The following is a 23,722-nucleotide window of genomic DNA, read 5'->3' as shown; positions in this document are numbered from 1 at the left end:
CCGGCGAGCACGATCGCCCACGTCCGACGCTCTGCCACGCCGGTGAGCGTAGCGCAGCAACCGGCGTACTAGGCTCGGACGCGCATGCCGCCGCCCGTCGCCCGGCCGCGGACCGTCGACCTCGGAGACTCCTGACCTATGCCCCACCTGCTGCAGCGCGTCCTCTTCCCCCTCGAGCGGGACCCCGACATCCTGCCGCTCTACGCCGACCCCGAGGTCTGGACGGCCGTCCGGGGCAAGCCGCTGCGGGTGAGCGACGACGCGCACGCGAACGACATCCTGGGCCGCGACCGCTTCCGGGTCCGCACGTCGCGCCGGGTGTCCTTCGCCAGCTACTTCAACGCGTTCCCGGCGGCGTACTGGCAGCGCTGGACGGTCGTCGGCTCGGTGCGCCTGACGGTGCGCACCCAGGGCGAGGGCAGCATCATCGTCTACCGCTCGAACGCGCAGGGCGTGCAGCAGCGGGTCGCCACCAACGACCTGAGCGGCGTCACCGAGAGCGTCTTCGACCTGCCGATCCGCAACTTCGGCGACGGCGGCTGGTACTGGTTCGACATCGTCGCGGGCGACGAGCCGGTGGTGCTCGAGGGCGGCGACTGGAGCACGGACGACGAGCCGATGCGGACCGGCAACACGTCGCTCGGCATCACGACCTTCAACAAGCCCGACTACTGCGTCACGACGCTGCGCACGCTCGCCGACCAGCCCGAGGTGCTGCGCGAGGTCGACGTCGTCTACGTCGTCGACCAGGGCGACCAGAAGGTCGCCGACCAGCCCGGCTTCCCCGACGTGGCCGCCGCGCTGGGCGACCAGCTGCAGATCGTCGACCAGCCGAACCTCGGTGGGTCGGGCGGCTTCTCCCGCGCGATGCTCGAGACCGTCGACGCCGGGCGCAGCGACTTCCTCCTGCTGCTCGACGACGACGTCGAGGTGGAGCCGGAGAGCATCCGCCGCTCGGTGCAGTTCTCGCGCTTCTGCCGCACGCCCACCATCGTCGGCAGCCACATGTTCGACCTGCTCGACAAGCCGATCCTGCACGCGCTGTCGGAGACGGTCGACACCTACTACTTCATGTGGCGCTCGGCGCTGCCCGAGCAGATGCGCCACGACTTCCGGCGCGCGAACCTGCGGCAGACGCCCTGGATGCACCAGCGCCTCGACCCGGACTACAACGGCTGGTGGATGTGCATGATCCCCACCGAGGTGATCCGCGAGATCGGGCTGTCCCTGCCGGTCTTCATCAAGTGGGACGACGCCGAGTACGCCCTGCGCGCCCGCGAGCACGGCTACCGCACCGTCTCCCTGCCGGGCAGCGCGCTGTGGCACGTGTCGTGGGTCGACAAGGACGACTCGCAGGACTGGCAGGCGTACTACCACGCCCGCAACCGCCTCCTCACCGGTCTGCTGCACTCCCCGCACCCGGGCGGCGGCAAGCTGCTGAGCAACTCCGGCCGCATCGACCTCAAGCACCTGCTGACCATGCAGTACTACGCGGCGACGCTGCGCCACCGCGCGATCCGCGACCTGCTCAAGGGTCCGAGCCACCTGCACCCGACCATGGCCGGCACGATGCCGGAGCTGCGCGCAGCGACGCGCGACTTCGTCGAGACGCAGGTCATCAGCGACCCCGAGAAGCTCCCCGACACGTGGGAGGGCAAGCGGGTGTTCCCGCCGAAGTTCGACCGCGAGCCGCGGGGCCCCCGCCTGGCGCTGTTCACGGCGAAGGCCGCGTCGCGGCACTGGCGCACCGAGGTGCCCCAGGGCAACGTCGAGCGTCCGCAGGTCGAGCTGGCCAAGGGCGACGCCACGTGGTGGCGCGTGCCGGCCTACGACTCGGCCCTGATCTCCAGCGCCGACGGACGCGGTCAGTCGCTGTACCGCCGCGACCGGGCGACGTTCCGCCGCCTGTGGCGCGAGAGCCGCCGCCTGCACGCCGAGCTGCGCAAGAACTGGGACCGGCTGGCGCGCGAGTACCGCGAGGCGCTGCCGGAGGTCACCTCGGCCGAGGCCTGGAAGGACACCTTCGGCACCAGCCGCGACCGCGGCTGACCCGGTTCGCCCGCTGCGGTCCCGGTCGCTGCGGGTCCACCGGCCCGCGGGTCAGCCCGCGGGCGGCGGGGCGACCGGGCCCGGCACGGTGTCGTGCCGGGCGAAGAGCTTGCGGCCGAGGACGGCCGTCCCGAGGAACAGCAGGTCGACCAGCGCCGACCACAGCCGGCTCGCCACCGTGATCGCGAGGGCGAACTCGCTCGGCATGATGAGCGAGAGCAGCACGAGCTGGACGCCGTCGCGCACGCCGATGCCGCTGGGCAGCAGCGGCGTCGCCATCCCGAGCGCACCGGCGAGCGTGAACGCGCCCACGATGAACCAGAAGTCGTCGGCCGCGTTGATCTGCGGGTACATCGCCTTGGTGAGGAAGAAGTAGCTGCTGCCCGCCAGCACCGTGCCGATGCTGTAGAGCACGAACGAGCGGATCGTGGCGGTCGCGTTCGTGCGGACCTCCGCGAGCGCCGACTCACGCTTGATCAGGCGGAACGCGAACCGCGTCGCCCGGTTGAAGACCGGCGGCACGAGGATGAGGAGCATGGCGAGCGCCAGGCCCACCATGAACGCCTTCATCGTCGTGGAGATGACGTCGAGCCGGGGGTCGAGGCCGAGGATGAGCAGCGCGACGAACATGGACGCCACGATCTGCATGCCCGCCTCGAGCAGCGACGAGACGGCGAGCCGGCTCTTGGCGATGCCCTGCTGGCTGGCGAGGTAGATCTTGCCGCCGATCCACGCGACCGTGCCCGGGATGTAGCGCCCCATCCACGCCTTCGCGTAGATGTCGGCGAGCACGGGGAACCGTGGCAGCCGCGGGGCGCCGAGGTCGCGCAGGATGAGCGCCCAGATCATCACGCCCCAGAACCGGAACGCGAGCGAGACGAGCGAGGCGAGGACGACGAGCCACCACGTGAACGTCAGGTCGCCGAGCACGGACCAGTCGAGGTCGTGCAGGTAGAGCGCGAAGAAGACGACGACCAGGACGACGAACGTCGTGACGAGCGCGAGGCGGACCCTAGAGGACACGGAGTGCCTCGTCGTAGGCCGCGGCGACCGACGCGCGCTGGGCCGCGGTCGCCTCCTCCAGGGAGGCCCGCACCTCGTCGGACTCCGCCAGCAGCGTGGTCAGCAGACCGCCGACCCGCGCGCCGAAGCCGTCCTCGAGCGCGTCCTCGATCGGGAGCGCGTACCGGCTCATGCCCACCTGGTCGAAGAAGACCCGGCCCTTGTCGACGTAGTACACGTTGATCGACGGTACGCCGGAGCTGATCGCGATGATGTTCGAGTGCAGGCGGAAGCCGACCATGGCACGTGCCGAGGAGATGACCGAGCGCAGCTCGGCCGGCCCCAGGTCGTCCTGGTCGAGCACGCAGGTCTGGGTCAGGTCGCCGACCGCGGCCGCGAGGTCGTGGCAGAGCGCGGTGTCGGCCTCCCCCATGTGCATCGGCAGGAACAGCAGCCGCGAGCCGGACGCCTGGGCGACCTCACGGACCGTGCTGCGCAACGAGGCGAGGTAGGCCTCGTGCCGCTCGTCGCCGACCGTGACGTCGCGGCCGAGGCGCCGCAGCAGCGCCTGGCGGTACTTGAACGGCAGCAGTCCGCTCTGCTTGTAGTGGAACCAGTCGCGCGGGCCGATGCAGACGACGTCGTCGAAGAAGTCGTCGGCGAGGCCGTAGGTGGCCACGAGCGAGGCGCGCAGCTCCTCCGACATCGGCTCGGGACGGGGCAGCACGGCCGGGTCCGACGCCGCGAGCACCCGGTCGGGGTCGACGCCCCAGCCGAGCAGCTTGTCGCGCGACTCGTCGTCGCGGACGATGAAGCGGCGGCAGCGGCCGACGACGAGGGCGATCAGGCGCCGGCTCGACGCGGACCGCGTGGGGCCGATGCCCTGGAACGCACCCACGACCTTGCGGTTGACGAAGGAGAGCACCGTCATCTTGACCACCCAGTACCAGAGGGCGGCCTTGTTCGTGTAGTCCTTGAGGATCTCCCCGCCGCCCCAGAGCACGACATCGTGACGCCGCGCCTCGCGGAGCAGCCGCAGCCAGGCGAGCGGCGACAGCGACTGGAAGTCCATGTCGAGGACGTCGATGTCGTACCACCGGCCGTCGCGCTCGGGGTACTGCGAGATGCCGGTGATGCGGGCCTCGGGGTCGCGCGAGCGCACCAGGGCCACGATGCCCTCGGCGATCGCCCGGTCCCCTCGGTTGGCTGCGAGGTCGCTGTTCATCAGCAGGATGCGGCGAGCCACGGTCACACTCCTTCGTCCGCGAACAGGAAATCGAGATGGGCACGGGCCACGGTGGGCCAGTGGAACTGTCGGGCGGTCCGCATCGCCTCGTGTCCCATGCGTGCGCGTCGTGCGTCGTCCAGGTCGACGGCGGCGGTGAGCGCCCGGGCCAGGGCGGCGCTGTCGCGCTCACCGACCAGGTAGCCGTTCTCGCCGTCGACGAGGAAGTCGTCGGCACCGCTCTCTGCGGTGGCGATGCACACCTGACCGACGGCGAGGCCCTCCATGAGGGCCACGGGCAGGCCCTCGGCGTCGCCGCTGTCGGTGATGATCGAGGGGACCACGTAGGTGCCGTGGTCCGCGAAGAGGGCTGCCTTGTCGGCGCCCGTGAGGTAGCCGGTGAACCGCACGGCGTCGGCGCCGAGACCGAGCTCGGCGGCCCGCTGCTCGAGGTCGCCGCGCAGCGGTCCGTCGCCGGTGACGGTGAGCGTGACCTGCGGCCGGGTGCGACGCACCTCGGCGAGCGCCTCGAGCAGGTATGCGACGCCCTTCTTCTCGGCCAGCCGGCCGACGAAGAGCACGCGCTCGCCCGGGCCGACGGACGGCTCCTCGGCGTCGGGCAGGTCGACCCCCATCGGGATGATGCGGGTGCGGGGCTCGAGCGCCGCCCAGGCGTCGTCGTCGAAGAAGGCCCGGAGCTTGTCCATGGAGCGTCGGCTCACCGCCGTGATGCGCCGGGCACGCACGGCGTGGGAGCGGACCACGCGGGGCCCGAGCCACGGGATCTTCCACCAGACGCTGACGTCGGAGGCGTGGGTGGTGAACACGAACGGCGTGCCGGTCAGCCGCCCGACCCAGCGCGCGACGACGGCCTGCGGGGTGAACCAGTGGGCATAGACGACGTCGGGGCGCTCGCGGCGCACCAGCGACCACAGGGCGAGGAACTCGCCGACGAAGAGGGTGAGGACGGTGGGCAGGAGCCACGGCTTGGCCTGCAGCGTGGGCATGATGCCCCGGCCGGCGAGCTGCTCGGCACCGCGCGGCCACGCGTAGTGGAAACGGTGCTCGTCGTAGTCGGCGTGCCGGGTCGACGTCCGCGTGCCCGACCGGCGGTCGTGCGGCGCCAGCACCGTGACCCGCAGCGACGGATCCTCCGCCCGGAGGGCGAGCACCTGGTCGCGGACGAAGGCGGGCACGGGGTCGGCGTCGTGCGCCGGGAAGGTGGAGGCGACCACGAGGAGGTGCACGGTGCTTCGTCCCCGTCCCCGGGCGTGCTGCGGCACGCCCGTCTCGTCTCGCTGTCACTCCCGCTGAACGGGCGGTCTGCTGGCTGCCCGACCGACGATCGGAGCCACCCCACCCTAGCAGCGCGGGCCCACGGCCCCGGGGACGCCGAAGGGCTCGCCGCGCCCCCACAGGGCCGCCGGATAGCATCGTCGATGATCTTCACGACCTGACGAGGGAGCCTCCTTGCGCGAGACCACGCCGCAGCAGCAGAGCGGACGCGGCAGCGTCGACCGCGAGCTGATCGACCCCGCCGGCGCCACGCCCGCCCACGCCCGCTTCTGGTGGGTCGTGTCGGTGGGCCTGCTCGTCGGCCTGGTCCTGCTGAACCTCTACGTGGCCCTGTCCGCCGCCGCACCCCGCACCCCCTACGACGAGATCGGCGTGCTGCAGGCGTCGCGGCTGCTGTCCGGCGAGGGGACGGTGACGAAGACCCTGTCGCTCGGCTACTACCCGGGCGCGGGCCTGTTCCTCGCGCCGATCTGGTGGTTCACGCAGGACGGCGCCACGGTCTACGCCGCGGCGATCCACGTCAACATCCTGGTCGGGCTGCTCACCGTCGTCCCGCTGACCTTCCTCGGCCGTCGCGTGGGCCTCACGACGCCGCAGGCGATCGCGGCCGCCAGCGTCGTGATGCTGCTGCCCGCGCGCACCGCCGTCTCCGACTACGTGCTCGCCGAGCAGTCCCTCGCGCTGTTCGCGGCATGGGCGATGGTCGCGGCGTACCGGCTGTGGGACCGACCGACGGTCCCCAACGTCGGCTGGTTCGTCCTCGCGACGCTGCTCGCCTACTTCACGCACGCGCGGGCCCTGGTGCTCGTGCTGGTCGCCGGCATCTGGCTGCTGCTGCTCGTGCGACGCCGCTGGCAGACCGCGCTGGTCGGCCCTGGTGCTGCTCGGCGTCGGCCAGCGCCTCGTCGCCTGGCTCGCCGGTCTCGTCGTCAGCGAGGTCACGGTCGACGGCTTCGGGCAGGGCACGTCGCTGCTCGGCAAGCTGACGTCGCTCGGGGGCATCTTCGCCCGCGTCAGCCTGGTCCAGACGTGGGCCCAGCTGTGCGCGACGCTCGGCCTGGTCGTCATCGGCGGTCTCGTCCTCACGCGGCACACCTGGTCGGACCTGCGGGTGCGCCGCGCGGTCGGGCCCGACGGCTTCGTGTGGGGACTCGGCGTGGCCGCCGCGCTGCTGTCGTTCGTGGCGTGGTCGTCGACCACGTCGCACGTCTACCCCGACGGCCCGCGCTTCGACTCGTGGACGTACACGCGCTACATCGACCCGTTCATCACCGGCGTCGTGCTGGTCGGCCTGGCCGCCGTGATCCGACGCCTCGACCGGCGCACCGCCGCCGTCGGCCTCGGGCTCGCGCTCGTCGTGGTGGCGGGCACCGTCGCCTGGGCGATCCGCATCGTCCCGACGTGGGGCTCGAACTACGGCCCGGCGAACAACGCCGGCATCTACCCGCTCCTGCGGTTCCGCGACCTCGAGCCGTTCCGGCTTCCGCTCTTCCCGACGTTCACGAACGACAACCAGATCTGGGCCTGGGGCTCCCTGCTGGTCGTGGTCTCGCTCGTCGTGATCCTGCTGCTGGCGTCGCGACCCCGCGTGCTGTTCGTCGTGCTCGCCGTCGGCGCCGTGGCGCTGTCCTGGTACGGCAACCCCTACCAGACGCGTGACGCGCCCTACCGGATCGAGCAGGCCCTCGAGAAGATCGACACCGTCGACGGCGGCGACACCCCCGTCTCGATGCTGATCGACTGCCCGGTCTCCAGCCAGCGCAACGTCGCCACCAACTGGGTCGGCTTCTGGTTCGCCGATCGCGACGTCGACCTGGTCGACGCGACCGACGAGCTCACCGGCGACGAGCCGGCCGTCGTGGCGTGCAACGGCTGGACCAACCCGACCGACGCACCGCGCGTCGCCGGCTCGGACAACTACGGCTACTCGCTGTACGTCCTCGACCCGACGGTCGCGGAGCGGCTGCGCGAGCGCGGCGTCGAGCTGACCTCCCAGCCCTAGTCCCCGGCCGACCGTACGACGACGCCCTCGTCGCGACCGTGGTCGCGACGAGGGCGTCGTCGTCGGTGCTGCGCGCGGCCTCAGGCGCCGAGCAGCGGTCCGACCTGGTTGCGGAACATCGACAGCGCGGAGCCGATGGCCATGTGCATGTCGAGGTACTGGTAGGTGCCGAGCCGGCCGCCGAAGAAGACGTCCTGCTCCCCCTCGGTGAGGGTGCGGTAGGCCAGGAGGCGCTCGCGGTCGGCGTCGGTGTTGACCGGGTAGTACGGCTCGTCCGTGCGCTCGGCGAACCGCGAGAACTCCCGCATGATCACGGTCTTGTCGTCGGGGTAGGACGTGCGCTCGGGGTGGAAGTGGCGGAACTCGTGGATACGCGTGTACGGGTACTGCGAGTCCGGGTAGTTCATCACCGACGTGCCCTGGAAGTCGCCCGTGGGCAGCACCTCGCGCTCGAAGTCGAGCGTGCGCCACGACAGCTCGCCCTCGGCGTAGTCGAAGTAGCGGTCGACGGCGCCGGTGTAGACGACCGGCACCTGTCCGACGGTCGAGGCCTTGCTGACCGGCTGGTCGGCGTCGAAGAAGTCGACGCCGAGCCGCACCTCGATGTTCGGGTGGTCGGCCATGTTCTCGAGCCAGCGCGTGTACCCCTGCGTCGGCAGGCCCTCGTGGGTGTCGTTGAAGTAGCGGTTGTCGTACGTGTACCGCACGGGCAGGCGGGTGATGATCTCCGCGGGCAGCTGCGTGGGGTCGGTCTGCCACTGCTTGGCCGTGTAGTCGCGGATGAACGCCTCGTACAGCGGGCGGCCGATCAGCGAGATGGCCTTCTCCTCGAGGTTGGCCGCCGACGCGGTGTCGAACTCCCCGGCCTGCTCGGCGATCACGGCGCGCGCCTCGTCGGGCGAGTAGGCGGCCGAGAAGAACTGGTTGATGGTGCCCAGGTTGATGGGCAGCGGGTACACGACGCCGGCGTGGTTCGTGTACACGCGGTGCTGGTACCCGGTGAAGGTCGTGAACCGGTTGACGTACTCCCACACGGTCTCGTTGGAGGTGTGGAAGAGGTGGGCGCCGTAGCGGTGCACCTCGATCCCGGTCTCCGGGTCGTCCTCGGAGTAGGCGTTGCCGCCGACGTGGTCCCGTCGGTCGATGACGACGACCTTGCGACCCAGCTCACGGGCGACCCGCTCGGCGATGGTCAGTCCGAAGAATCCCGATCCGACGACCACGAGGTCGGCGTCCATGTGCACTCCTTGCGTTGGTGGCGAGGGACGCTGCAGTCTACCCGGCGCCCGACGCCGCCCGACCCGCGTGACGCGCCGCGCCAGCGCCCCGCAGGCTGGACCGGCGTGCTCCGGCCGGTAGGATCGTCCGGGCCGTCCCACGGCCTCCTGGAAGGAACTCATGCGACTGTTCGTGCAGGTCCCCTGCCTCAACGAGGAGGCGACCCTCCCCCTCGTCCTCTCGTCGATCCCGCAGCAGATCGACGGCATCGACGAGATCTTCGTCCTCGTCATCGACGATGGCTCCAGCGACCGCACGGTCGAGGTCGCCCGCGAGCACGGTGTCCAGCACTTCGTGTTCCACACCCGCAACATGGGACTGGCCCGCTCCTTCCGCGACGGCGTCGACTACGCGCTGCAGCACGGTGCGGACATCGTCGTGAACACCGACGGCGACAACCAGTACCCGCAGCAGAGCATCGCCGAGCTGGTGCAGCCGCTGCTGCGCGGCGAGGCCGACATCGCGATCGGCGACCGGCAGACCAAGACCATCGAGCACTTCTCGCCGTTCAAGAAGGTCATGCAGTCCTTCGGCAGCAAGGTGGTCAACTACGCGGCCGAGACCGACCTGCCCGACGCCGCCAGCGGCTTCCGCGCGTACTCGCGCGAGTCGCTGATCCGGCTGAACGTCGTCACGCAGTTCAGCTACTGCATGGAGACGATCATCCAGGCCGGCAACAAGCGGCTGCGCATCGCGAGCGTGCCGATCCGCACGAACCCCAAGACTCGCGAGTCGCGGCTGTTCTCCAACATCTTCCAGCACATGGCCCGCTCCGGCCAGGCCATCATCCGCAGCTACATCATGTTCAAGCCGTACGCGGTGTTCACGACGCTCGCGCTCGTGTTCTCCCTCGCCGCGGCCATCCCGTTCGTGCGGTTCCTGGTCCTGTACCTCCAGGGCGCCGGCTCCGGCAACATCCAGTCGCTGGTGTTCGGCGTCGGCATGCTCGTCGCGGCCCTGCTCTGCGTGGCGCTGCTGGTGATCTCCGACATGCTGCGGACGAACCGGGTACTGCTCGAGGACGCCATGGAGCGCATCAAGCTGGTGCAGTACGCCGACGAGCGGCTGCTCGACCCGCACCGTCCCGACGAGGTGCACGTCAGCCCGCGCGGCCTCCACCACGACTGAGCACCGCTCGGGCCGCGCCTGAGCACGGCGGCCGAGTGGCAGGTCAGGCCATCATGGCGTCGATGGCGGGCTCGATCGGCCCGTCGTAGACCTGCTTGCCCTGGCGGATGACGATGCCGCGGTCGCACACCTGGCGCACCATCTCCTGGTCGTGGCTGACGATGACCATCGTCTTGCCCTCGCGCGAGAGCTCCTCGATCTTGGCGCGGCACTTGGCCTGGAACGGTGCGTCACCGACCGACAGCACCTCGTCGACGAGCAGGATGTCGAGCTCGCAGTGGATGGCCACCGAGAACGCCAGACGCATGAACATGCCCGAGGAGTAGTGCTTGACCTCCTGGTCGATGAACCGCTCCACCTCGCTGAACGCGATGATGTCGTCGTAGCGCGCGTCGATCTCGTCCTTCTGCATGCCGAGGATCGCGGCGTTCAGGTACACGTTCTCGCGCCCGGTGAGGTCGGGGTGGAAGCCCGCGCCGACCTCGATGAGCCCGGCGAGGCGTCCGCGCACGAGCACCGACCCGTCGTCGGGCTCCATGACGCCGGAGATGAGCTTGAGCATGGTCGACTTGCCCGAGCCGTTGAAGCCGAGCAGCGCGACGGACTCGCCCTCGTGGATGGTGAACGAGACGTCGTCGAGGGCGAGGAACTTCTCGCTCGAGACGTCCTTGCCCCGCACCCAGCCGACGAACGCCTCCTTGAAGGCGTGCGCACGACGCAGCAGGAACTGCTTGCTGACGTGGTCGACGATGATGCTGGGGCGGGCCTGCACGGCCGTGTCGCCGGGCATGGACGACGTCGTCTCCTGGGACATCACAGCTCCTGGGCGAATCGGCGCTCGAAGCGGCGGAAGACCATCTGGCCGATGACGAGGAAGACGACGCAGATGCCGAGCGCGATGAACGCGTTGGTCCAGAGGTGCTCGGGGTGCGGGATCCTCCCGTCGGAGGTCGGGAACCACATGCCGGCGTGGAACAGCTCGACGGCGGCCGTGAGCGGGTTGGCCATGTAGAGGTCGAAGAGCCAGCGCGGCACGGCGTCGCGCACGAACTGCCACGTGTAGAGCACCGGGGCGGCCCAGGTGGAGAGCATCTGGATCAGCTCGACCACGTTCTGCGCGTCGCGGAACGACACGTTGACGGCGCCGAAGAGCATCCCGAGCCCGAGCGACAGCGCGGCGATGATGACCAGCCCGAGCGCAATGGCCAGCACGCCGCTGACCGACGGCGTCCAGCCGAGGAAGAGGCAGGCGATGAGCAGGATCACGGCCTGGGGCACGAAGTGCACGAAGGCCACGATGATCGCCGCGATCGGGAACAGCTCGCGTGGCAGGTAGATCTTCTGTACCAGGGCGCCGTTCTCCAGGATCGAGCGCGTGGCGTTGCCGAAGCCCTCGTTGAAGAAGTTGATGACGACGATGCCGCTGAAGAGGTAGACGGCGAAGTTGTCGACGCCGCGGTTCAGGCCGAGGAACAGGCCCATGACCACGAAGAAGACGCCGAACTGGAACGCGGGCTTGACGTAGGACCAGGTCCACCCGAGGACGGAGTTGCGGTACCGGGTCTGCGTGCCCTTGCGGACGAGGAGACGGAGCAGGTAGCGCCAGGTGAAGACGTCGAGGATCCCGCGGCCCCGGCCGGGGGTGCGGAACTCGCTCAGGTCAAGCGTGGTCACGGGGGTGGGCGGTCCTTCGACTCGGGAACGGGCGGAGCCTCCGCCCTCGGCATCGTAGCGTGCGGGTCCCGACGCCGTGGCTCGACCGGCCGCCCCGACCGGGCCCTCCTCGAGGTCCTGTGTCGGTACGCTCGGCCCATGCGGCAGCTCCTCGTCACCGGCGGTGCGGGTTTCATCGGCTCCAACTTCGTCCACCATGTGGTGGCCCACACCGACCTCTCGGTGACGGTGCTCGACCACCTCGGCTACGCCGGTCACCGGGAGTCCCTCGCCGGGCTCCCCGAGGCGCGCGTCGGGCTCGTCGTGGGCGACGTCGCCGACGCCGAGCTGGTCGACCGGCTCGTCGGCGAGGCCGACGCGGTGGTGCACTTCGCGGCCGAGTCGCACAACGACAACTCGCTGTCCGACCCGAGCCCGTTCGTCACGACGAACCTCGTCGGCACGTTCACGCTGCTCGAGGCCGCGCGGCGCCACGACGTCCGGTTGCACCACATCTCCACCGACGAGGTGTACGGCGACCTCGAGCTCGACGACCCCGAGCGGTTCACCGAGTCCACCCCGTACAACCCCTCGAGCCCCTACTCGGCCACCAAGGCGGGCTCCGACCTGCTGGTGCGGGCGTGGGTGCGCTCGTTCGGCGTCCGGGCGACGCTGAGCAACTGCTCCAACAACTACGGGCCGCGCCAGCACGTCGAGAAGTTCATCCCGCGGCAGGTGACGAACCTGCTCGACGGCGGCCGGGCCAAGCTGTACGGCCGCGGCCTGAACGTGCGCGACTGGATCCATGCCGACGACCACAGCAGCGCCGTCCTCGAGATCGTGCAGCACGGCCGGATCGGCGAGACCTACCTGGTGGGGGCCGACGGCGAGCGCAGCAACCGCGAGGTCGTCGAGCTCATCCTCACGCTGATGGGTCTGCCGTCGGACGCCTACGACCACGTGACCGACCGCGCGGGGCACGACCTGCGCTACGCGATCGACTCCACGAAGCTGCGCACCGAGCTCGGCTGGACGCCGCGGTACACCGACTTCGAGCAGGGGCTGGCCGCGACGATCGACTGGTACCGCGAGAACGAGGCGTGGTGGCGGCCGCAGAAGGAGGCCACCGAGGCCCGCTACCGCGAGCTCGGCCACGTCTGACCCGACCGTCACGGGGTGGGCGTGCGCACCTCCTCGGCCCGCGGCGCGGTGGCGCTGTTCTCGGCGGCGAACGTCTGCGCCGCTCCCCCGCGCACGTCGGGGCGCACGAGGCGCAGGAGCCGGCCGCGGCGCTGCGTGAGCCACAGCGCGGCGCCGGCGACCCGGTGCTCGACGGTCGCGAGCAGCGTGGTGCGCTCGGTGCCGTCCGTGAACGCGAAGTGCCGGTAGAGGATCCGCCGGAACCCGTCGCGCCACGACCCGGGGAGCTCGGGGTAGGCCGGCAGCCCGGCGGACCGTCGCTGGTCGACGAGGACGCGGACCCGGTCGACCCAGGTGTCCTCGGACGGGTCGTGGAAGTAGTTGTCGACGCACCAGGCGGGGTCGGCGTGGGCGAAGCGGCCCGCCACCACGTCGTCGAGCGAGCCCAGCAGCCCGCTGCCCTGCAGGGCCAGGTTGATCTGCTCGACCCCGACGCCGAAGTCGTCGAGGGCCACCGCGGGCACCCCGCACGCGACGGCCTCGAGCAGCGCGGTGGAGCTGACGGTGACGAACGCCCCGGCGCGCTCCAGGTGCTCGTGCATGGGTCCGGTGCGGACGACGAGGTTCGCAGGTCGGTCGTCGAGCGCCTCGACGAGGTCCTCCAACGGCACCTGCTCGTGGTGCGTCTGCGCCTCGCCGCGCCGGGCGCGCACCTTGACCACCACCTCGCGGTCCGGATGGGCGCGGGCGGCGTCGGCGAGCCGGGAGACGAGGTGCGTGCGCTCCGCCGCCGAGGCGGGCACGAGCGCCTGCGCGGCGAAGACCACCGGTCCCTTGGCGCGCGGCGGCACGGGCTCGTCCAGCGTCGACCGCCCGAGGTAGGGCAGGTGGCCGAGCTCGAAGCGGTCGGGCAGCTCGAGGCGCCGGCTGGCGTGGCGGAACTCGCGCAGCTCACGGCGGCTGTGCACGACGAACACGTCGGCGGCCCGCCGGAAGCCGAGCCCGTAGGGCAGCACGGGCACGCCCACGCCCGGCAGCCCCGTGACGATCACCGGGCGGTCGGGCACGTTGTCGACGACCGACGTGGCCGCCTGCACGGTCCAGCCCCGCGCCGACAGCACGAGCACGTCGGGGCGCTCGGACAGCAGGCGTCGCCGCAGGTCGGCGAGACCGACCACGTCGGGCGTGCTGCCCGCCGTCGCGGTACCGGCGAGCGCATCGGCCAGCTGCGAGGCGCTCGGCGCCGCCGTGCTGCGGGCGACCACCAGGTCCACGCGCCAGTCGTCCGGGAACCGGTCCCCCAGCGCCGCCCCCCACTTGACGTAGGAGTCGGTGTCGCAGAGGACCAGGACCCGGACGACGTCGGCCTGGTTCACGAGGCGGCGATGACCGCGTCCGTGTGGCGGCGCAGGCGGGCCATCGGCTTGTGCTCGCCCGGCATGACGCGCTTGACGCCGTCGCCGAGCGCGAGCTCGACGGTGCGGATGTCGCGCACGAGGTCGACGAACGGCTGCGGCTCCAGGCTGGCCGCCTGGTCCGATCCCCACATCGCGTTGTCGAGCGTGATGTGCCGCTCGACCGCGACGGCGCCGAGGGCGACGGCCGCGAGGGAGATCTCGAGGCCGGTCTCGTGGCCCGAGTACCCGACCGGGACGCCGTAGCGCTCCTGCAGCGTGTGGATGGTCCGCAGGTTGGCCTCCTCGGCCGGCAGCGGGTACGTCGACGTGGCGTGCAGGATGACCAGCTGGTCGGTGTCGAGCACCTCGACCGCACGGTCGATCTGCTCGAGCGTGCTCATGCCGGTCGAGAGGATGATCGGCTTGCCCGTCTCGTGCAGGGCGGCGAGCATCTCCAGGTCGGTCACCGACGCCGAGGCGACCTTGTGGCACGAGACGCCGAGCTCCTCCAGGAACTCCACGGCCGGCACGTCCCACGGCGAGGCGAACCAGTCGACGCCCCGGTCGGCGGCGTGCGCCGCGATCTCCGCGTACTGCTCGGCCTCGAACTCCACGCGGTAGCGGTAGTCGAGGTAGGTCATCTCGCCCCACGGCGTCTGCCGCACGACGTGACGCATGTCCTCGGGCGTGGAGATGTGCGGGGTCCGCTTCTGGAACTTGACGGCCTGCGCACCCGCGCGGGCGGCGACGTCGATGAGCTCCTTCGCCACCTCGACGTCACCGTTGTGGTTGATGCCGATCTCGCCGATGACGTACGTGGGACGCCTCCGTCCGACGATCGCGTCGCCGATCTTCACCCATTCAGCCATGATCCGGTCCCTCCTGTGTCGTGTCCGTGACGGACGAGTCCTTCGCCGCGAGCACGCGGTCCGCGAGCTCGCGCACCGCGCCCTGCCCCCCGGGTCGGCGCAGCACGTGCCGTGCGGCGACCCGGCAGGCCGGGTGGGCGTCGGCCGGTGCGACCGGCCAGCCCACGGCTGCCAGGACCTCGACGTCGGTGACGTCGTGGCCCAGGTAGGCGATGTCCTGCAGCGCGACGTCGTGCTCGCGCGCCCACGTGCGCAGGGCCGTGAGCTTGTCGGGGGTGCCCTCGAGGTGCACGGCACCGAGGGCCTGGGCGCGGCGTGCCGCGACCGCGTCGGGTCCGTCGGTCAGCACCACGACGGGTCGGTCCGAGCGCAGGAGCCGCTCGACGCCCTCGCCGTCGGCGCGGTGCACGAGGGCCGTCTCGCGACCGTGGGCGTCGAGCGCCACCCGGCCGTCGGTGTGCACGCCGTCGAAGGCCGTGACGACGACGTGCGCCGCGACGGGCGACGCCGACGGGTCCGAGCCGACCGCGCGCCGGTGCTGCAGCAGCTCCTCGGCGAGTCGCAGGTCCTGCTCGGTGTCGATCTCGAGCGCGTCGGCCTGGTCGACCTCGACCATCGCGACCCGTCCGAAGAAGCGGTGGCCGTGACGGCGGAAGCCCTCGGTGCGCATGACGTAGAAGGCGCCGGTCTCCTGGAACTGCGGCTCCATGTCCTGGCGGCGCTGACGTCGGTACATGTCGTGGTTGACGCCCTCGGGGCCGTGCTCGCCGTGGCGCCACAGGTGCGCGTGGGTGCGGACCACGCTGAACGCGACGTCGTGGTCGCCGTCGCGGACCAGCGCCACGGCCTCCGCCACGCGCGCCGGGTCGACGAACGGGCTCGTGGCCTGGGCGAACACGACGACGTCGGGCAGCCGGCCGATCGACTCGAGGTGGTCGAGCGCGTGGGCGACCGCCGACTCCGAGCTGGCGGTGTCACCGGCGATCTGCTGCGGCCGGTCGACCGTGCGGGCGCCCGCCGAGCGCGACGCGTAGGCGATCTCGGCGTCGTCGGTCGTGACGACGACGTGGTCGATGCCGTCGACCGCGCGCAGGGTGCGGACGGTCCGCACGACGAGCGGCTCGCCGCCGACCGGGCGCAGGTTCTTGCGCGGGACGCCCCGGGACCCACCGCGCGCCGGGACGATGGCGCACACGCTGGCGTCGCCCGGGTCCGCACGACGGCGCACGGGCAGGGGGTGGTGGAGGGTCATAGGACGAGACGGTAGGGAGCCGGCCCGACGCGCAGGTGAACGAACAGGGCAGGTTCGGCGAACGTCGCGTGGCGTCCCGACCCCGTCAAGAGGGTTGCGGGACCGAGCGGTGGACATCCGGTGAAGCACCGACGAACCCCCGGACAACAGTGCCCGCAGGCGGCTGCTCGGCCTCGGAGCGGAGCCGCCGCCGGGGCTAGCGTGCCTACGTGCACGAGACCACAGACTCTCCCACCGCGCTCGTCGTCGCGGCGTTCGACTCCCAGCTCAAGTGGGCCGCGGCGCTCTGGACGCAGCTGCGCGACCGAGGCTTCCAGGTCCGGGTCGTGGCCCCGCGCAGCATGGCCACGCTGTCGTCCGCGCAGATCGCGGCGACGGGGGTCGACACCGTCGACGTCGTCCCCGACGACGACCTGGTCGCGCTGGCGCAGGCGCACGACGTGGTGGTCTTCGCGCTCTCCGGCCCCTCCGTGCACCGCTTCACGCTCGACCTCGCCGAGGCGACGGGCGACGGACCGCGCCCGGTCGTCGTCGCGGGCTGGGTGGGCGTGATCATCGAGAAGATCACCGCCGGCTACCTCGACCGGTGCGCGGCCGACGTCGTGGCGGTCAACGCGCGCCACGAGCTCGAGCATTTCCTGCACGTGGCGTCACGGCTCGACATCGCGCCCGGCAACCTGCTGCTCACCGGTCTGCCCATCCTCAGCACCTCGCCCGCACCGCAGCGGACCGGTCCGGTGCGCACCGTGCTGTTCGCCGACCAGCCCACCGTCCCGGCCAGCCCCGTCGACCGGCTGCACCTGTACCGACGCCTCGTCGAGCACGCCCGCCGGCACCCGGACCGCCAGGTCCTGCTCAAGCCTCGCCACCGCCACGGCGAGGGCACCTTCCACCGGATGCACCACCACCCGGAGGACCTGCTCGCCCACGAGGACCTGCCGTCGAACTTCGCCGTCACGTACCGGCCGGTGCCGGAGCTGCTGGAGGAGGCCGACCTGCTCGTGACGGTGTCGTCGACGGCCTGCCTCGAGGCGGTGGACCGCGGACGTCGCGTCGCGCTGGTGCTCGACCTCGGCGTGCACGAGCGGCTGGGCAACCACGTGCTCCTCGACTCCGGCCTGCTGCGCACGTTCGACCAGGTCGACGCCGACGACCTCGGCACTCCCGACCCCGACTGGGTCGACAGCTGGTTCGGCGGGCGCGACGTCGCCCCCGCCGTGGCCGTGGTCGACCGGGTGGAGGAGCTGCTGGCCACGGGCGAGCGGCCCTCGCGCGACGCGCTGCGCTCCGCCTACCTGCGCAGCGCCCTGGAGCTGCACCGCGAGCAGCGCGAGGGGGGACGACCCGCGCCTCCCACGGCCTGGGAGCGCCGCACGCGCACGCACGGCCTGGCCAAGGGGGCGGCGGTCCACGTCGGGTTCGAGTGGGTGCCGCCTGCGGTGCAGAAGCCGGTGCGGCGCTGGTGGCGGGAGCACCGCCCCCTGGGCTGAGGCAGGCACCGCCCTCTGGGCTGAGGCGGACGGCTCAGCCGGGCTCGACGGCGCGCTGCTCCGCCTTCCAGCGCCGGAAGCCCTCCTCCGTCGCGCCGAGCCGCCAGTAGGCGGACACCGACAGGTCGCCTCGGGCGACGCGTTCGCGGACGTAGGGGCGGACGGTCTTGAGCAGCCGCGACTCCCCGTGCACGAAGGCCTGGACGCGTCCCTCGGGCCACGACCAGGCGCGGACGGCGTCGTCGAGCAGGGTCGTCGTGCCGGCCGCCGCCTCGCCGCGGTGCAGCCAGCGCAGGTCGACGTCGGCGACGGTGTGCACGTCGAGCTCATCGTCGGGGCCGTCGACCTCGCAGAACACGGTGGCGCGGGCTCCGGCGGGCAGCGTCTCCAGGGTCGCGGCGATGGCGGGCAGGGCCGACTCGTCGCCGACGAGGAGGTGGTGGTCGGCGGCCGGGTCGGGCGCGTAGGCGCCGCCGGGACCACGGACGTGGATGGTCGCGCCGGGCCGCACCTGGGCGGCCCACGGGCCGGCCACGCCCTCGTCGCCGTGCAGCACCACGTCGACCCAGAGCTCCCGTGCCTCGAGGTCGAGCCGACGGACGGTGTAGGTGCGCAGCACCGGCCAGACGTCGCTCGGCAGGCTCGCCCGCACCTCGTCGAGGTCGAGCGGGTCGGGGTAGGTGACGCCGTCGGCCAGGAACACGAGCTTGACGTAGGAGTCGGCCCATCCGGACCACCGGGCGGCGAGCGCGTCGAAGCCGCGCGCGACGTCGCCGTCGCCGAGGACGAGGCGGCGCAGGTGCGGACCCACGTCCTGCACGTCGAGGACGGTCAGATGGGCGGGGTGCGACACGGACACGCAGGTAGCCTATCCAGGTGACCGATGCCAGCGCCCCGTCCACCGAGTCCCTCTCCGCGCCGGCTGGTCCGGCGATCGACACCTCCGCGTTCGACCCCGAGACCCGCCCCCAGGACGACCTCTTCCGGCACGTGAACGGGCCCTGGCTGCGCGACGCGCCCATCCAGCCCGACCGCGCCACGGCCGGGGCGTTCGTGACGCTGGTCGACGAGGCCGAGCGGGTCGTGCGCGGCATCGTCGAGTCCTGCCGCGACGCGCTCGACGACCCGGCTGCCGACCTCGACGCCGACGAGCGCAAGATCGGCGAGCTCTACGCCAGCTTCATGGACACCGACCGCATCGACGCGCTCGGCACCGAGCCGCTGCAGGACGACCTGCACCGCATCGACGGCGTGGCCGACGTGCCGACCTTCGTCGAGGTGCTCGGCCACCTCGAGCGCTCCGGCGTGGCGAGCGTCGTCGGCCTGTACGTCGCGCCCGACCGCGGGAACCCCGAGCGGTACGTGACCCACGTCGTGCAGAGCGGCCTGGGCCTGCCCGACGAGTCGTACTACCGGACCGACGAGACCGCCGAGGTCCGGGCCGCCTACCGCGACCACCTCGAGCGGATGTTCACCCTCGGCGGCTTCGAGTCGCCCGCCGACCGCGCGGCCCGCGTCCTCGACCTCGAGACGCAGGTCGCGGCGCACCACTGGGACCGGGTCGCGTGCCGCGACGCGCAGCGCACCTACAACCTCGTCGACCGTGACGGCCTGCAGGCCCTGCTCGGTCCGCTGGACCTGACCACGTGGAGCACGGCCGCCGACATCCCGGCGTCGGTGCTCGACGAGGCGGTCGTGTCGCAGCCGTCCTACCTCGAGGGCCTCGCCGGCCTGCTGACCGTCGAGCACCTTCCTGCGTGGCGCGACTGGCTGCGCTGGCAGGTGCTGCACGCCGCCGCGCCCTACCTGCCGAGCGCGTTCGTGGAGGAGAACTTCGCCTTCTACGGCCGCACGCTGAGCGGCACCGACGAGCTGCGTCCGCGGTGGAAGCGCGGCGTGGGCTTCGTGGAGTCGGCGATGGGTGAGGCGATCGGCCGCATCTACGTGCGCACCGAGTACCCGCCGAGCGCGAAGGAGCGCATGGACGACCTCATCGCGCACCTCGTCGAGGCCTACCGTCGCAGCATCACCGCCCTGCCCTGGATGAGCGAGGCGACGCGCACCGAGGCGCTGGCGAAGCTCGACGCGTTCACGCCCAAGGTGGGCCACCCCGAGCGCTTCAAGGACTACACCGCGCTCGAGACCGACCCGACCGACCTCCTGGGCAACGCCCGTCGGTCGCTGACGGTCTCGATGGACCGGGAGCTGGCGAAGATCGGCCGGCCCATCGACCGCGACGAGTGGTACATGACGCCGCAGACGGTCAACGCCTACTACAACCCGACGATGAACGAGATCGTGTTCCCGGCAGCCATCCTGCAGCCCCCGTTCTTCCACCCCGACGCCGACGACGCCGTCAACTACGGGGCGATCGGCGCGGTGATCGGTCACGAGATCGGTCACGGCTTCGACGACCAGGGCAGCCACTACGACGGCACGGGCGCCCTGCGGAACTGGTGGAGCGACGACGACCGCTCCGCGTTCGAGGGCCTCACCGCCGCGCTCGTGGAGCAGTACGGCGCGCTCTCGCCCGACGGCGCCGACGGACAGAGGGTCAACGGCGAGCTGACGATCGGCGAGAACATCGGCGACCTCGGCGGACTCGGCATCGCCTACCAGGCGTACCGGATCGCCACGGGTGGCGAGGCGCCGACGATCGACGGCCTCACCGGCGACCAGCGCTTCTTCATCTCCTGGGCGCAGGCCTGGCAGTCGAAGGTCCGTCCGGCCGAGACGGTCCGCCGGCTCACCGTCGACCCGCACTCCCCGCCGGAGTTCCGGTGCAACCAGGTGGTGCGCAACATCGACGCCTTCCACGAGGCGTTCGGCACCACCTCGGCCGACGCCCTGTGGCTCGACCCGGAGGACCGCGTCACCATCTGGGCCTCGTGACCGCCACGGAGGCGGCGCAGCGCCGCGTCCTGCGGGTGCTGGTGGTCGTGCAGGTCGTCGGCGGCATCGGCAGCGGCGCAGGCCTCGCGGTGGGCGTGCTGCTGCTGCGCGAGGTGTCGGGGTCGTCCGGCTGGGCCGGGATGGCCACCGTGATGCTGACCCTCGGCGCGGCGATCGCGACCGTGCCCCTGGCGACCCTCGCCGTGCGAGCCGGCCGCCGGCCCGCCCTGACGGTGGGTTGGTTCCTCGGTGCCGCCGGCGCGGCGATCGTGGTGCTGGGGGCGACCGCCGACAGCCTCGTGCTCGTGCTCATCGGCCTGTTGCTGTGCGGCGTCAGCACCGCCGCGACGCTGCAGTCGCGCTTCGCCGCCACCGACCTCGCAGCGAGCCACCAGGTCGGCCGCTCGCTCTCGCTCGTCACCTGGGCGACGACGGTCGGCGCGGTCCTCGGCCCGAACCTCACCGGCCCGGGCACCTCGACCGCCCGTGCTCTCGGCGTGCCCGACCTGGCCGGGACCATGGTCTTCGCCTGCGTGGCGTTCCTCGTCGCCGGCCTGATGAACCTCCTGCTCCTGCGACCCGACCCGCTGCCGCCCGCCCGACGCGACGGCATGGAGGTCGCGGTGCCGCGGGTGCGGACAGCGCTGCCGCACGTCCGCGGCGGGACCCGCACGGCCGTCGTCACGATCGCGCTGGCGCACGCGGTGATGGTCTCGGTCATGGCGCTGACGCCCGTGCACATGCAGGACCACGGCGCTGCCGTCGAGGTGATCGGCCTGACCATCAGCCTGCACGTCGCAGGCATGTACGCGCTGTCGCCGGTCATGGGCTGGCTCGCCGACCGCTGGGGACCGGCCCGCACGATCCTCGCCGGTCAGCTCGTCCTGCTGCTCGCCGTGGTCGTCTCGGGCACGTCGGGCGACTCCCAGCTGCAGATCACCGTCGGGCTGGTCCTGCTCGGCCTCGGCTGGTCGGCCGCCGTGATCGCCGGTGCCGCGCTGCTCACCGCCTCGACGCCGCCCGACGTGCGCCCGCTGGTCCAGGGGCTGGGCGACCTGACGATGAACCTGTCGGGGGCCGCCGGTGGCCTGCTCGCCGGCGTCCTCGTCGCGTGGCAGGGCTTCGGGACGCTGAACGCCGTCGCCGGCACCCTGGTCGTGCCCGTCGTGCTGCTCGTCGTGGCCGGTCGCCGTGCGGCGACGCAGGTCAGCGTCGGAACACGCTGAACCGCACGCGGTCCCACAGGCCGAGCACGCGGTCGTACCACCAGTCCGCGACGCGGTCGGCCACCGCGTAGCGCAGGTCGGCGGTGCGGTCGAGCACGGGCCACGCGAGGTCGGCCACCCGCTCGCCGAGCGCCGCCCAGCGGTCGTCGCTGACGAACAGGCCGGTCACGGCGATCACGGCCAACGACGACCACGGGGTCGCGAGGACGACGGCGAAGAGGATGTTCACGCCGATCGCGACCCCGGCGACGAGGTTGCGCGTCTCGCGACGCAGCAGCATCGGGGCGAAGAACAGCTGCACCGCCAGCACCGTCCAGGTGAGCAGCGCGAGCAGCACGGTCGCGTTCGACAGCAGGTCCGAGAGCCACGGGAACGGACGGAACTCGGGCAGCTGCAGGGTCGTGTAGAGGGCGGTGCCCTGCTGCCAGACCGGCTGGGAGGCCTTGTCGAGACCGCCCGCCAGGTAGGCCAGCACCGTCTGCGCACCGAGGCCGACGAGCCCGACGTTGTGCAGCCCCGTGCGCAGCCAGTCCGGCGCGACGTCGTCGCTGTCGCGCGGCTCGAGCCGGTTGGCGTCGAGCGACCAGACGTCGGCGGTCCGCATGAGCAGCATCCACAGCAGCGTGAGGCGCACGAGGTTGTCGCCGATCGACCCGAGCACCGGGTTCTGCGCCGTCACCGCGATGAAGCCGAGCAGCACGACGATGGTCATGGCCTTGGCCCGCCAGCCCAGGACGAGGCCCACGGCCGCGAGCATCACGACCACGTACACGACGGTGAGGAGGTCGCCGCTGACCCCGTCGAGGAGCGACACCTCGGGGAAGCGGCTGACGGCCCGCGCCGGCTCGGCCCACGCCGAGGCGTCGCCGACCCAGACCTGGCGCGTCGAGTAGTTGGTGACGAGCAGGCCCAGCACCGACAGGCCCACGAGGATGCGCGCGAGCGCGACCGCGTGGAGCGCGTGCCGCTCCCCCGTCAGCCACCTCTCCGCGGAGCCGCGGGTCCGGGCCAGCGCGTCCTTCAGACGCCAGAGCGTGCTCATCGGTCGACCCCCAGGTATCCGTCGAACGCGGACTGCGCCTCCGCCGAGCCGCGCACCGCGGCGCGCCATCCGGCGTCGAACCACTCGAACGGCACCGACGACACGCGCCGCTCGTCGCGGTCGGCGTGCGGCGGGACGGTCCGGCGGGCGACGCGGTACTGGACCTGCACGACCCGGCGGTCGGTGTAGGCCTGCGTGTAGAGCGACGCGAAGCGCGTGGTCATCGTGTCGAGGTCGGCGTACGCGGCGACGTCGGCGGGGCGTACGCCGGCCGAGGCGAGTGCGCCGCGCAGCGTCTCCGGCGGACGTCCGACCGTCGACTCCAGCACGACCTGGCGGCCCGACCGGCCGAGCGCGAACATCGCGTTGTTGAGGTTGGTGGCCAGGCGGCGGCCGGCGAGGTGGACCCGGGCCGGCGCGACGTCGTCGCGGGTCCGGGTCAGGTCGGCCTTCGTGACGTCGAGCCACGGCGTGAGCGCCAGCGTCTCGGGTCCGGTGCGCACCCGCGCACGCACCCAGAGCGCCTCGTCGACCCGCTGGGCGCTCGGCTCGAGCAGGTCCCAGGACTGGCGGAAGTAGGGGTCGACGTAGGTGGTGAGCAACGAGCCCCCGGCGACGTCGCGCACGGGTCCACGCGGCGCGAGCCAGAGTGCGACGAGCAGCGAGTGCACCAGGGCCAGCACCGCGAGGGCCACGATCAGCGTCGTGCGCCAGTCGTGCCGGTCCTCGTCGCCCTGGCGTGCACCGTCGCCGTCACCTCCCGCCACCGCCATGCCTCCAT

19 protein-coding genes are annotated in these 23,722 nt (G+C 72.0%); 7 read left to right on the top strand and 12 right to left on the bottom strand.

Annotation, left to right across the window (positions count from 1 at the left end; translation table 11 throughout):
• The first annotated feature begins 138 nt into the window (after nucleotides 1-138).
• The gene (locus QE370_RS10860) at nucleotides 139-2,049 is read left to right on the top strand and encodes a glycosyltransferase (protein ID WP_253022950.1); all 1,911 of its coding nucleotides are present in this window, start codon (nucleotides 139-141) and stop codon (nucleotides 2,047-2,049) included.
• Nucleotides 2,050-2,100: 51 nt separating this feature from the next.
• Here QE370_RS10860 and QE370_RS10855 read toward each other — a convergent pair whose 3' ends face one another.
• From QE370_RS10855 to QE370_RS10845, 3 genes are read right to left on the bottom strand one after another with little or no spacing between them, the layout of a single operon-like run.
• Nucleotides 2,101-3,072 carry a lysylphosphatidylglycerol synthase domain-containing protein gene (locus QE370_RS10855; RefSeq protein ID WP_253022948.1) on the bottom strand — a complete coding sequence of 324 codons (972 nt, stop codon included), beginning with the start codon at nucleotides 3,070-3,072 and terminating at the stop codon, nucleotides 2,101-2,103.
• Nucleotides 3,062-4,297 (bottom strand): polysaccharide pyruvyl transferase family protein, encoded by a 1,236-nt coding sequence (locus QE370_RS10850; protein WP_309634356.1) that lies wholly within the window; start codon nucleotides 4,295-4,297, stop codon nucleotides 3,062-3,064. Before QE370_RS10850 ends, QE370_RS10855 begins: the two co-directional genes overlap by 11 nt.
• A 2-nt stretch (nucleotides 4,298-4,299) precedes the next feature.
• The gene (locus QE370_RS10845) at nucleotides 4,300-5,523 is read right to left on the bottom strand and encodes a glycosyltransferase (RefSeq protein WP_309634355.1); all 1,224 of its coding nucleotides are present in this window, start codon (nucleotides 5,521-5,523) and stop codon (nucleotides 4,300-4,302) included.
• 926 nt (nucleotides 5,524-6,449) lie between these two features.
• Here QE370_RS10845 and QE370_RS10840 point away from each other — a divergent pair.
• Nucleotides 6,450-7,574: a hypothetical protein gene (locus QE370_RS10840; RefSeq protein WP_309634354.1), complete on the top strand. Its 1,125-nt coding sequence runs from the start codon at nucleotides 6,450-6,452 to the stop codon at nucleotides 7,572-7,574.
• Nucleotides 7,575-7,654: 80 nt separating this feature from the next.
• Here QE370_RS10840 and glf read toward each other — a convergent pair whose 3' ends face one another.
• Nucleotides 7,655-8,812, bottom strand: coding sequence for a UDP-galactopyranose mutase (gene glf, locus QE370_RS10835; RefSeq protein ID WP_067858856.1), 1,158 nt, complete (start codon nucleotides 8,810-8,812; stop codon nucleotides 7,655-7,657).
• Between the two features lie 160 nt (nucleotides 8,813-8,972).
• Between glf and QE370_RS10830 the strand changes: the two genes are divergently transcribed.
• On the top strand, nucleotides 8,973-9,980 hold the full coding sequence (locus QE370_RS10830; protein WP_083516415.1) for a glycosyltransferase family 2 protein: 1,008 nt from the start codon (nucleotides 8,973-8,975) through the stop codon (nucleotides 9,978-9,980).
• Nucleotides 9,981-10,023: 43 nt separating this feature from the next.
• Here the strand turns inward: QE370_RS10830 and QE370_RS10825 are convergent, their stop codons facing one another.
• Nucleotides 10,024-10,794, bottom strand: a complete 771-nt coding sequence (locus QE370_RS10825) for an ABC transporter ATP-binding protein (protein WP_236749730.1) — start codon at nucleotides 10,792-10,794, stop codon at nucleotides 10,024-10,026.
• Entirely contained in the window at nucleotides 10,794-11,654 is an 861-nt protein-coding gene (locus tag QE370_RS10820) for an ABC transporter permease (RefSeq protein WP_253022942.1), read from the bottom strand. The genes QE370_RS10825 and QE370_RS10820 overlap by 1 nt, the downstream gene beginning before the upstream one ends.
• A 138-nt stretch (nucleotides 11,655-11,792) precedes the next feature.
• Between QE370_RS10820 and rfbB the strand changes: the two genes are divergently transcribed.
• Nucleotides 11,793-12,794 carry a dTDP-glucose 4,6-dehydratase gene (rfbB, locus tag QE370_RS10815; protein WP_309634353.1) on the top strand — a complete coding sequence of 334 codons (1,002 nt, stop codon included), beginning with the start codon at nucleotides 11,793-11,795 and terminating at the stop codon, nucleotides 12,792-12,794.
• A gap of 8 nt (nucleotides 12,795-12,802) precedes the next feature.
• On the opposite strand, the gene QE370_RS10810 is transcribed toward rfbB, so the two are convergent.
• The 3 genes from QE370_RS10810 to QE370_RS10800 are packed head-to-tail and all read right to left on the bottom strand — an operon-like array spanning nucleotide 12,803 to nucleotide 16,291.
• Nucleotides 12,803-14,149 carry a DUF6716 putative glycosyltransferase gene (locus tag QE370_RS10810; RefSeq protein ID WP_309634352.1) on the bottom strand — a complete coding sequence of 449 codons (1,347 nt, stop codon included), beginning with the start codon at nucleotides 14,147-14,149 and terminating at the stop codon, nucleotides 12,803-12,805.
• On the bottom strand, nucleotides 14,146-15,039 hold the full coding sequence (locus QE370_RS10805) for an N-acetylneuraminate synthase family protein (RefSeq protein ID WP_253022939.1): 894 nt from the start codon (nucleotides 15,037-15,039) through the stop codon (nucleotides 14,146-14,148). The genes QE370_RS10810 and QE370_RS10805 overlap by 4 nt, the downstream gene beginning before the upstream one ends.
• Complete coding sequence (locus QE370_RS10800; protein WP_253022938.1) at nucleotides 15,032-16,291, bottom strand: acylneuraminate cytidylyltransferase; 1,260 nt, start codon at nucleotides 16,289-16,291, stop codon at nucleotides 15,032-15,034. The genes QE370_RS10805 and QE370_RS10800 overlap by 8 nt, the downstream gene beginning before the upstream one ends.
• A gap of 209 nt (nucleotides 16,292-16,500) precedes the next feature.
• On the opposite strand from QE370_RS10800, the gene QE370_RS10795 reads away from it, so the two are divergent.
• Nucleotides 16,501-17,781, top strand: a complete 1,281-nt coding sequence (locus QE370_RS10795) for a DUF6716 putative glycosyltransferase (RefSeq protein WP_253022937.1) — start codon at nucleotides 16,501-16,503, stop codon at nucleotides 17,779-17,781.
• A 34-nt stretch (nucleotides 17,782-17,815) separates the two neighbouring features.
• Here the strand turns inward: QE370_RS10795 and QE370_RS10790 are convergent, their stop codons facing one another.
• The gene (locus QE370_RS10790) at nucleotides 17,816-18,640 is read right to left on the bottom strand and encodes a siderophore-interacting protein (protein WP_309634351.1); all 825 of its coding nucleotides are present in this window, start codon (nucleotides 18,638-18,640) and stop codon (nucleotides 17,816-17,818) included.
• 74 nt (nucleotides 18,641-18,714) lie between these two features.
• On the opposite strand from QE370_RS10790, the gene QE370_RS10785 reads away from it, so the two are divergent.
• Both QE370_RS10785 and QE370_RS10780 read left to right on the top strand, forming a co-directional pair.
• Nucleotides 18,715-20,673, top strand: a complete 1,959-nt coding sequence (locus QE370_RS10785) for a M13-type metalloendopeptidase (RefSeq protein ID WP_309635256.1) — start codon at nucleotides 18,715-18,717, stop codon at nucleotides 20,671-20,673.
• Nucleotides 20,670-21,899 (top strand): MFS transporter, encoded by a 1,230-nt coding sequence (locus QE370_RS10780; RefSeq protein WP_309634350.1) that lies wholly within the window; start codon nucleotides 20,670-20,672, stop codon nucleotides 21,897-21,899. Before QE370_RS10785 ends, QE370_RS10780 begins: the two co-directional genes overlap by 4 nt.
• On the opposite strand, the gene QE370_RS10775 is transcribed toward QE370_RS10780, so the two are convergent.
• Both QE370_RS10775 and QE370_RS10770 read right to left on the bottom strand, forming a co-directional pair.
• Nucleotides 21,880-22,941: an HTTM domain-containing protein gene (locus QE370_RS10775; RefSeq protein ID WP_253022923.1), complete on the bottom strand. Its 1,062-nt coding sequence runs from the start codon at nucleotides 22,939-22,941 to the stop codon at nucleotides 21,880-21,882. The genes QE370_RS10780 and QE370_RS10775 overlap by 20 nt on opposite strands.
• Nucleotides 22,938-23,714, bottom strand: coding sequence for a DUF5819 family protein (locus tag QE370_RS10770; RefSeq protein ID WP_309634349.1), 777 nt, complete (start codon nucleotides 23,712-23,714; stop codon nucleotides 22,938-22,940). Before QE370_RS10770 ends, QE370_RS10775 begins: the two co-directional genes overlap by 4 nt.
• Nucleotides 23,715-23,722: the final 8 nt, after the last annotated feature.

Origin of the sequence: Aeromicrobium sp. SORGH_AS_0981 (assembly GCF_031453195.1) — a bacterium.
Taxonomy (GTDB): Bacteria; Actinomycetota; Actinomycetes; order Propionibacteriales; family Nocardioidaceae; genus Aeromicrobium.
The sequence above is the reverse complement of the archived record's forward strand: the minus strand, read 5'-3'. Positions and strand labels throughout refer to the sequence as shown.

What these genes read in the sequence shown, in the direction of transcription:
- QE370_RS10770 (WP_309634349.1), bottom strand. Translation starts at nt 23,714, where the DNA reads ATGGCGGTGGCGGGAGGTGACGGCGACGGTGCACGCCAGGGCGACGAG.
- QE370_RS10800 (WP_253022938.1), bottom strand. Translation starts at nt 16,291, where the DNA reads ATGACCCTCCACCACCCCCTGCCCGTGCGCCGTCGTGCGGACCCGGGC.
- QE370_RS10775 (WP_253022923.1), bottom strand. Translation starts at nt 22,941, where the DNA reads ATGAGCACGCTCTGGCGTCTGAAGGACGCGCTGGCCCGGACCCGCGGC.
- glf (WP_067858856.1), bottom strand. Translation starts at nt 8,812, where the DNA reads ATGGACGCCGACCTCGTGGTCGTCGGATCGGGATTCTTCGGACTGACC.
- QE370_RS10860 (WP_253022950.1), top strand. Translation starts at nt 139, where the DNA reads ATGCCCCACCTGCTGCAGCGCGTCCTCTTCCCCCTCGAGCGGGACCCC.
- rfbB (WP_309634353.1), top strand. Translation starts at nt 11,793, where the DNA reads ATGCGGCAGCTCCTCGTCACCGGCGGTGCGGGTTTCATCGGCTCCAAC.
- QE370_RS10805 (WP_253022939.1), bottom strand. Translation starts at nt 15,039, where the DNA reads ATGGCTGAATGGGTGAAGATCGGCGACGCGATCGTCGGACGGAGGCGT.
- QE370_RS10830 (WP_083516415.1), top strand. Translation starts at nt 8,973, where the DNA reads ATGCGACTGTTCGTGCAGGTCCCCTGCCTCAACGAGGAGGCGACCCTC.
- QE370_RS10825 (WP_236749730.1), bottom strand. Translation starts at nt 10,794, where the DNA reads ATGTCCCAGGAGACGACGTCGTCCATGCCCGGCGACACGGCCGTGCAG.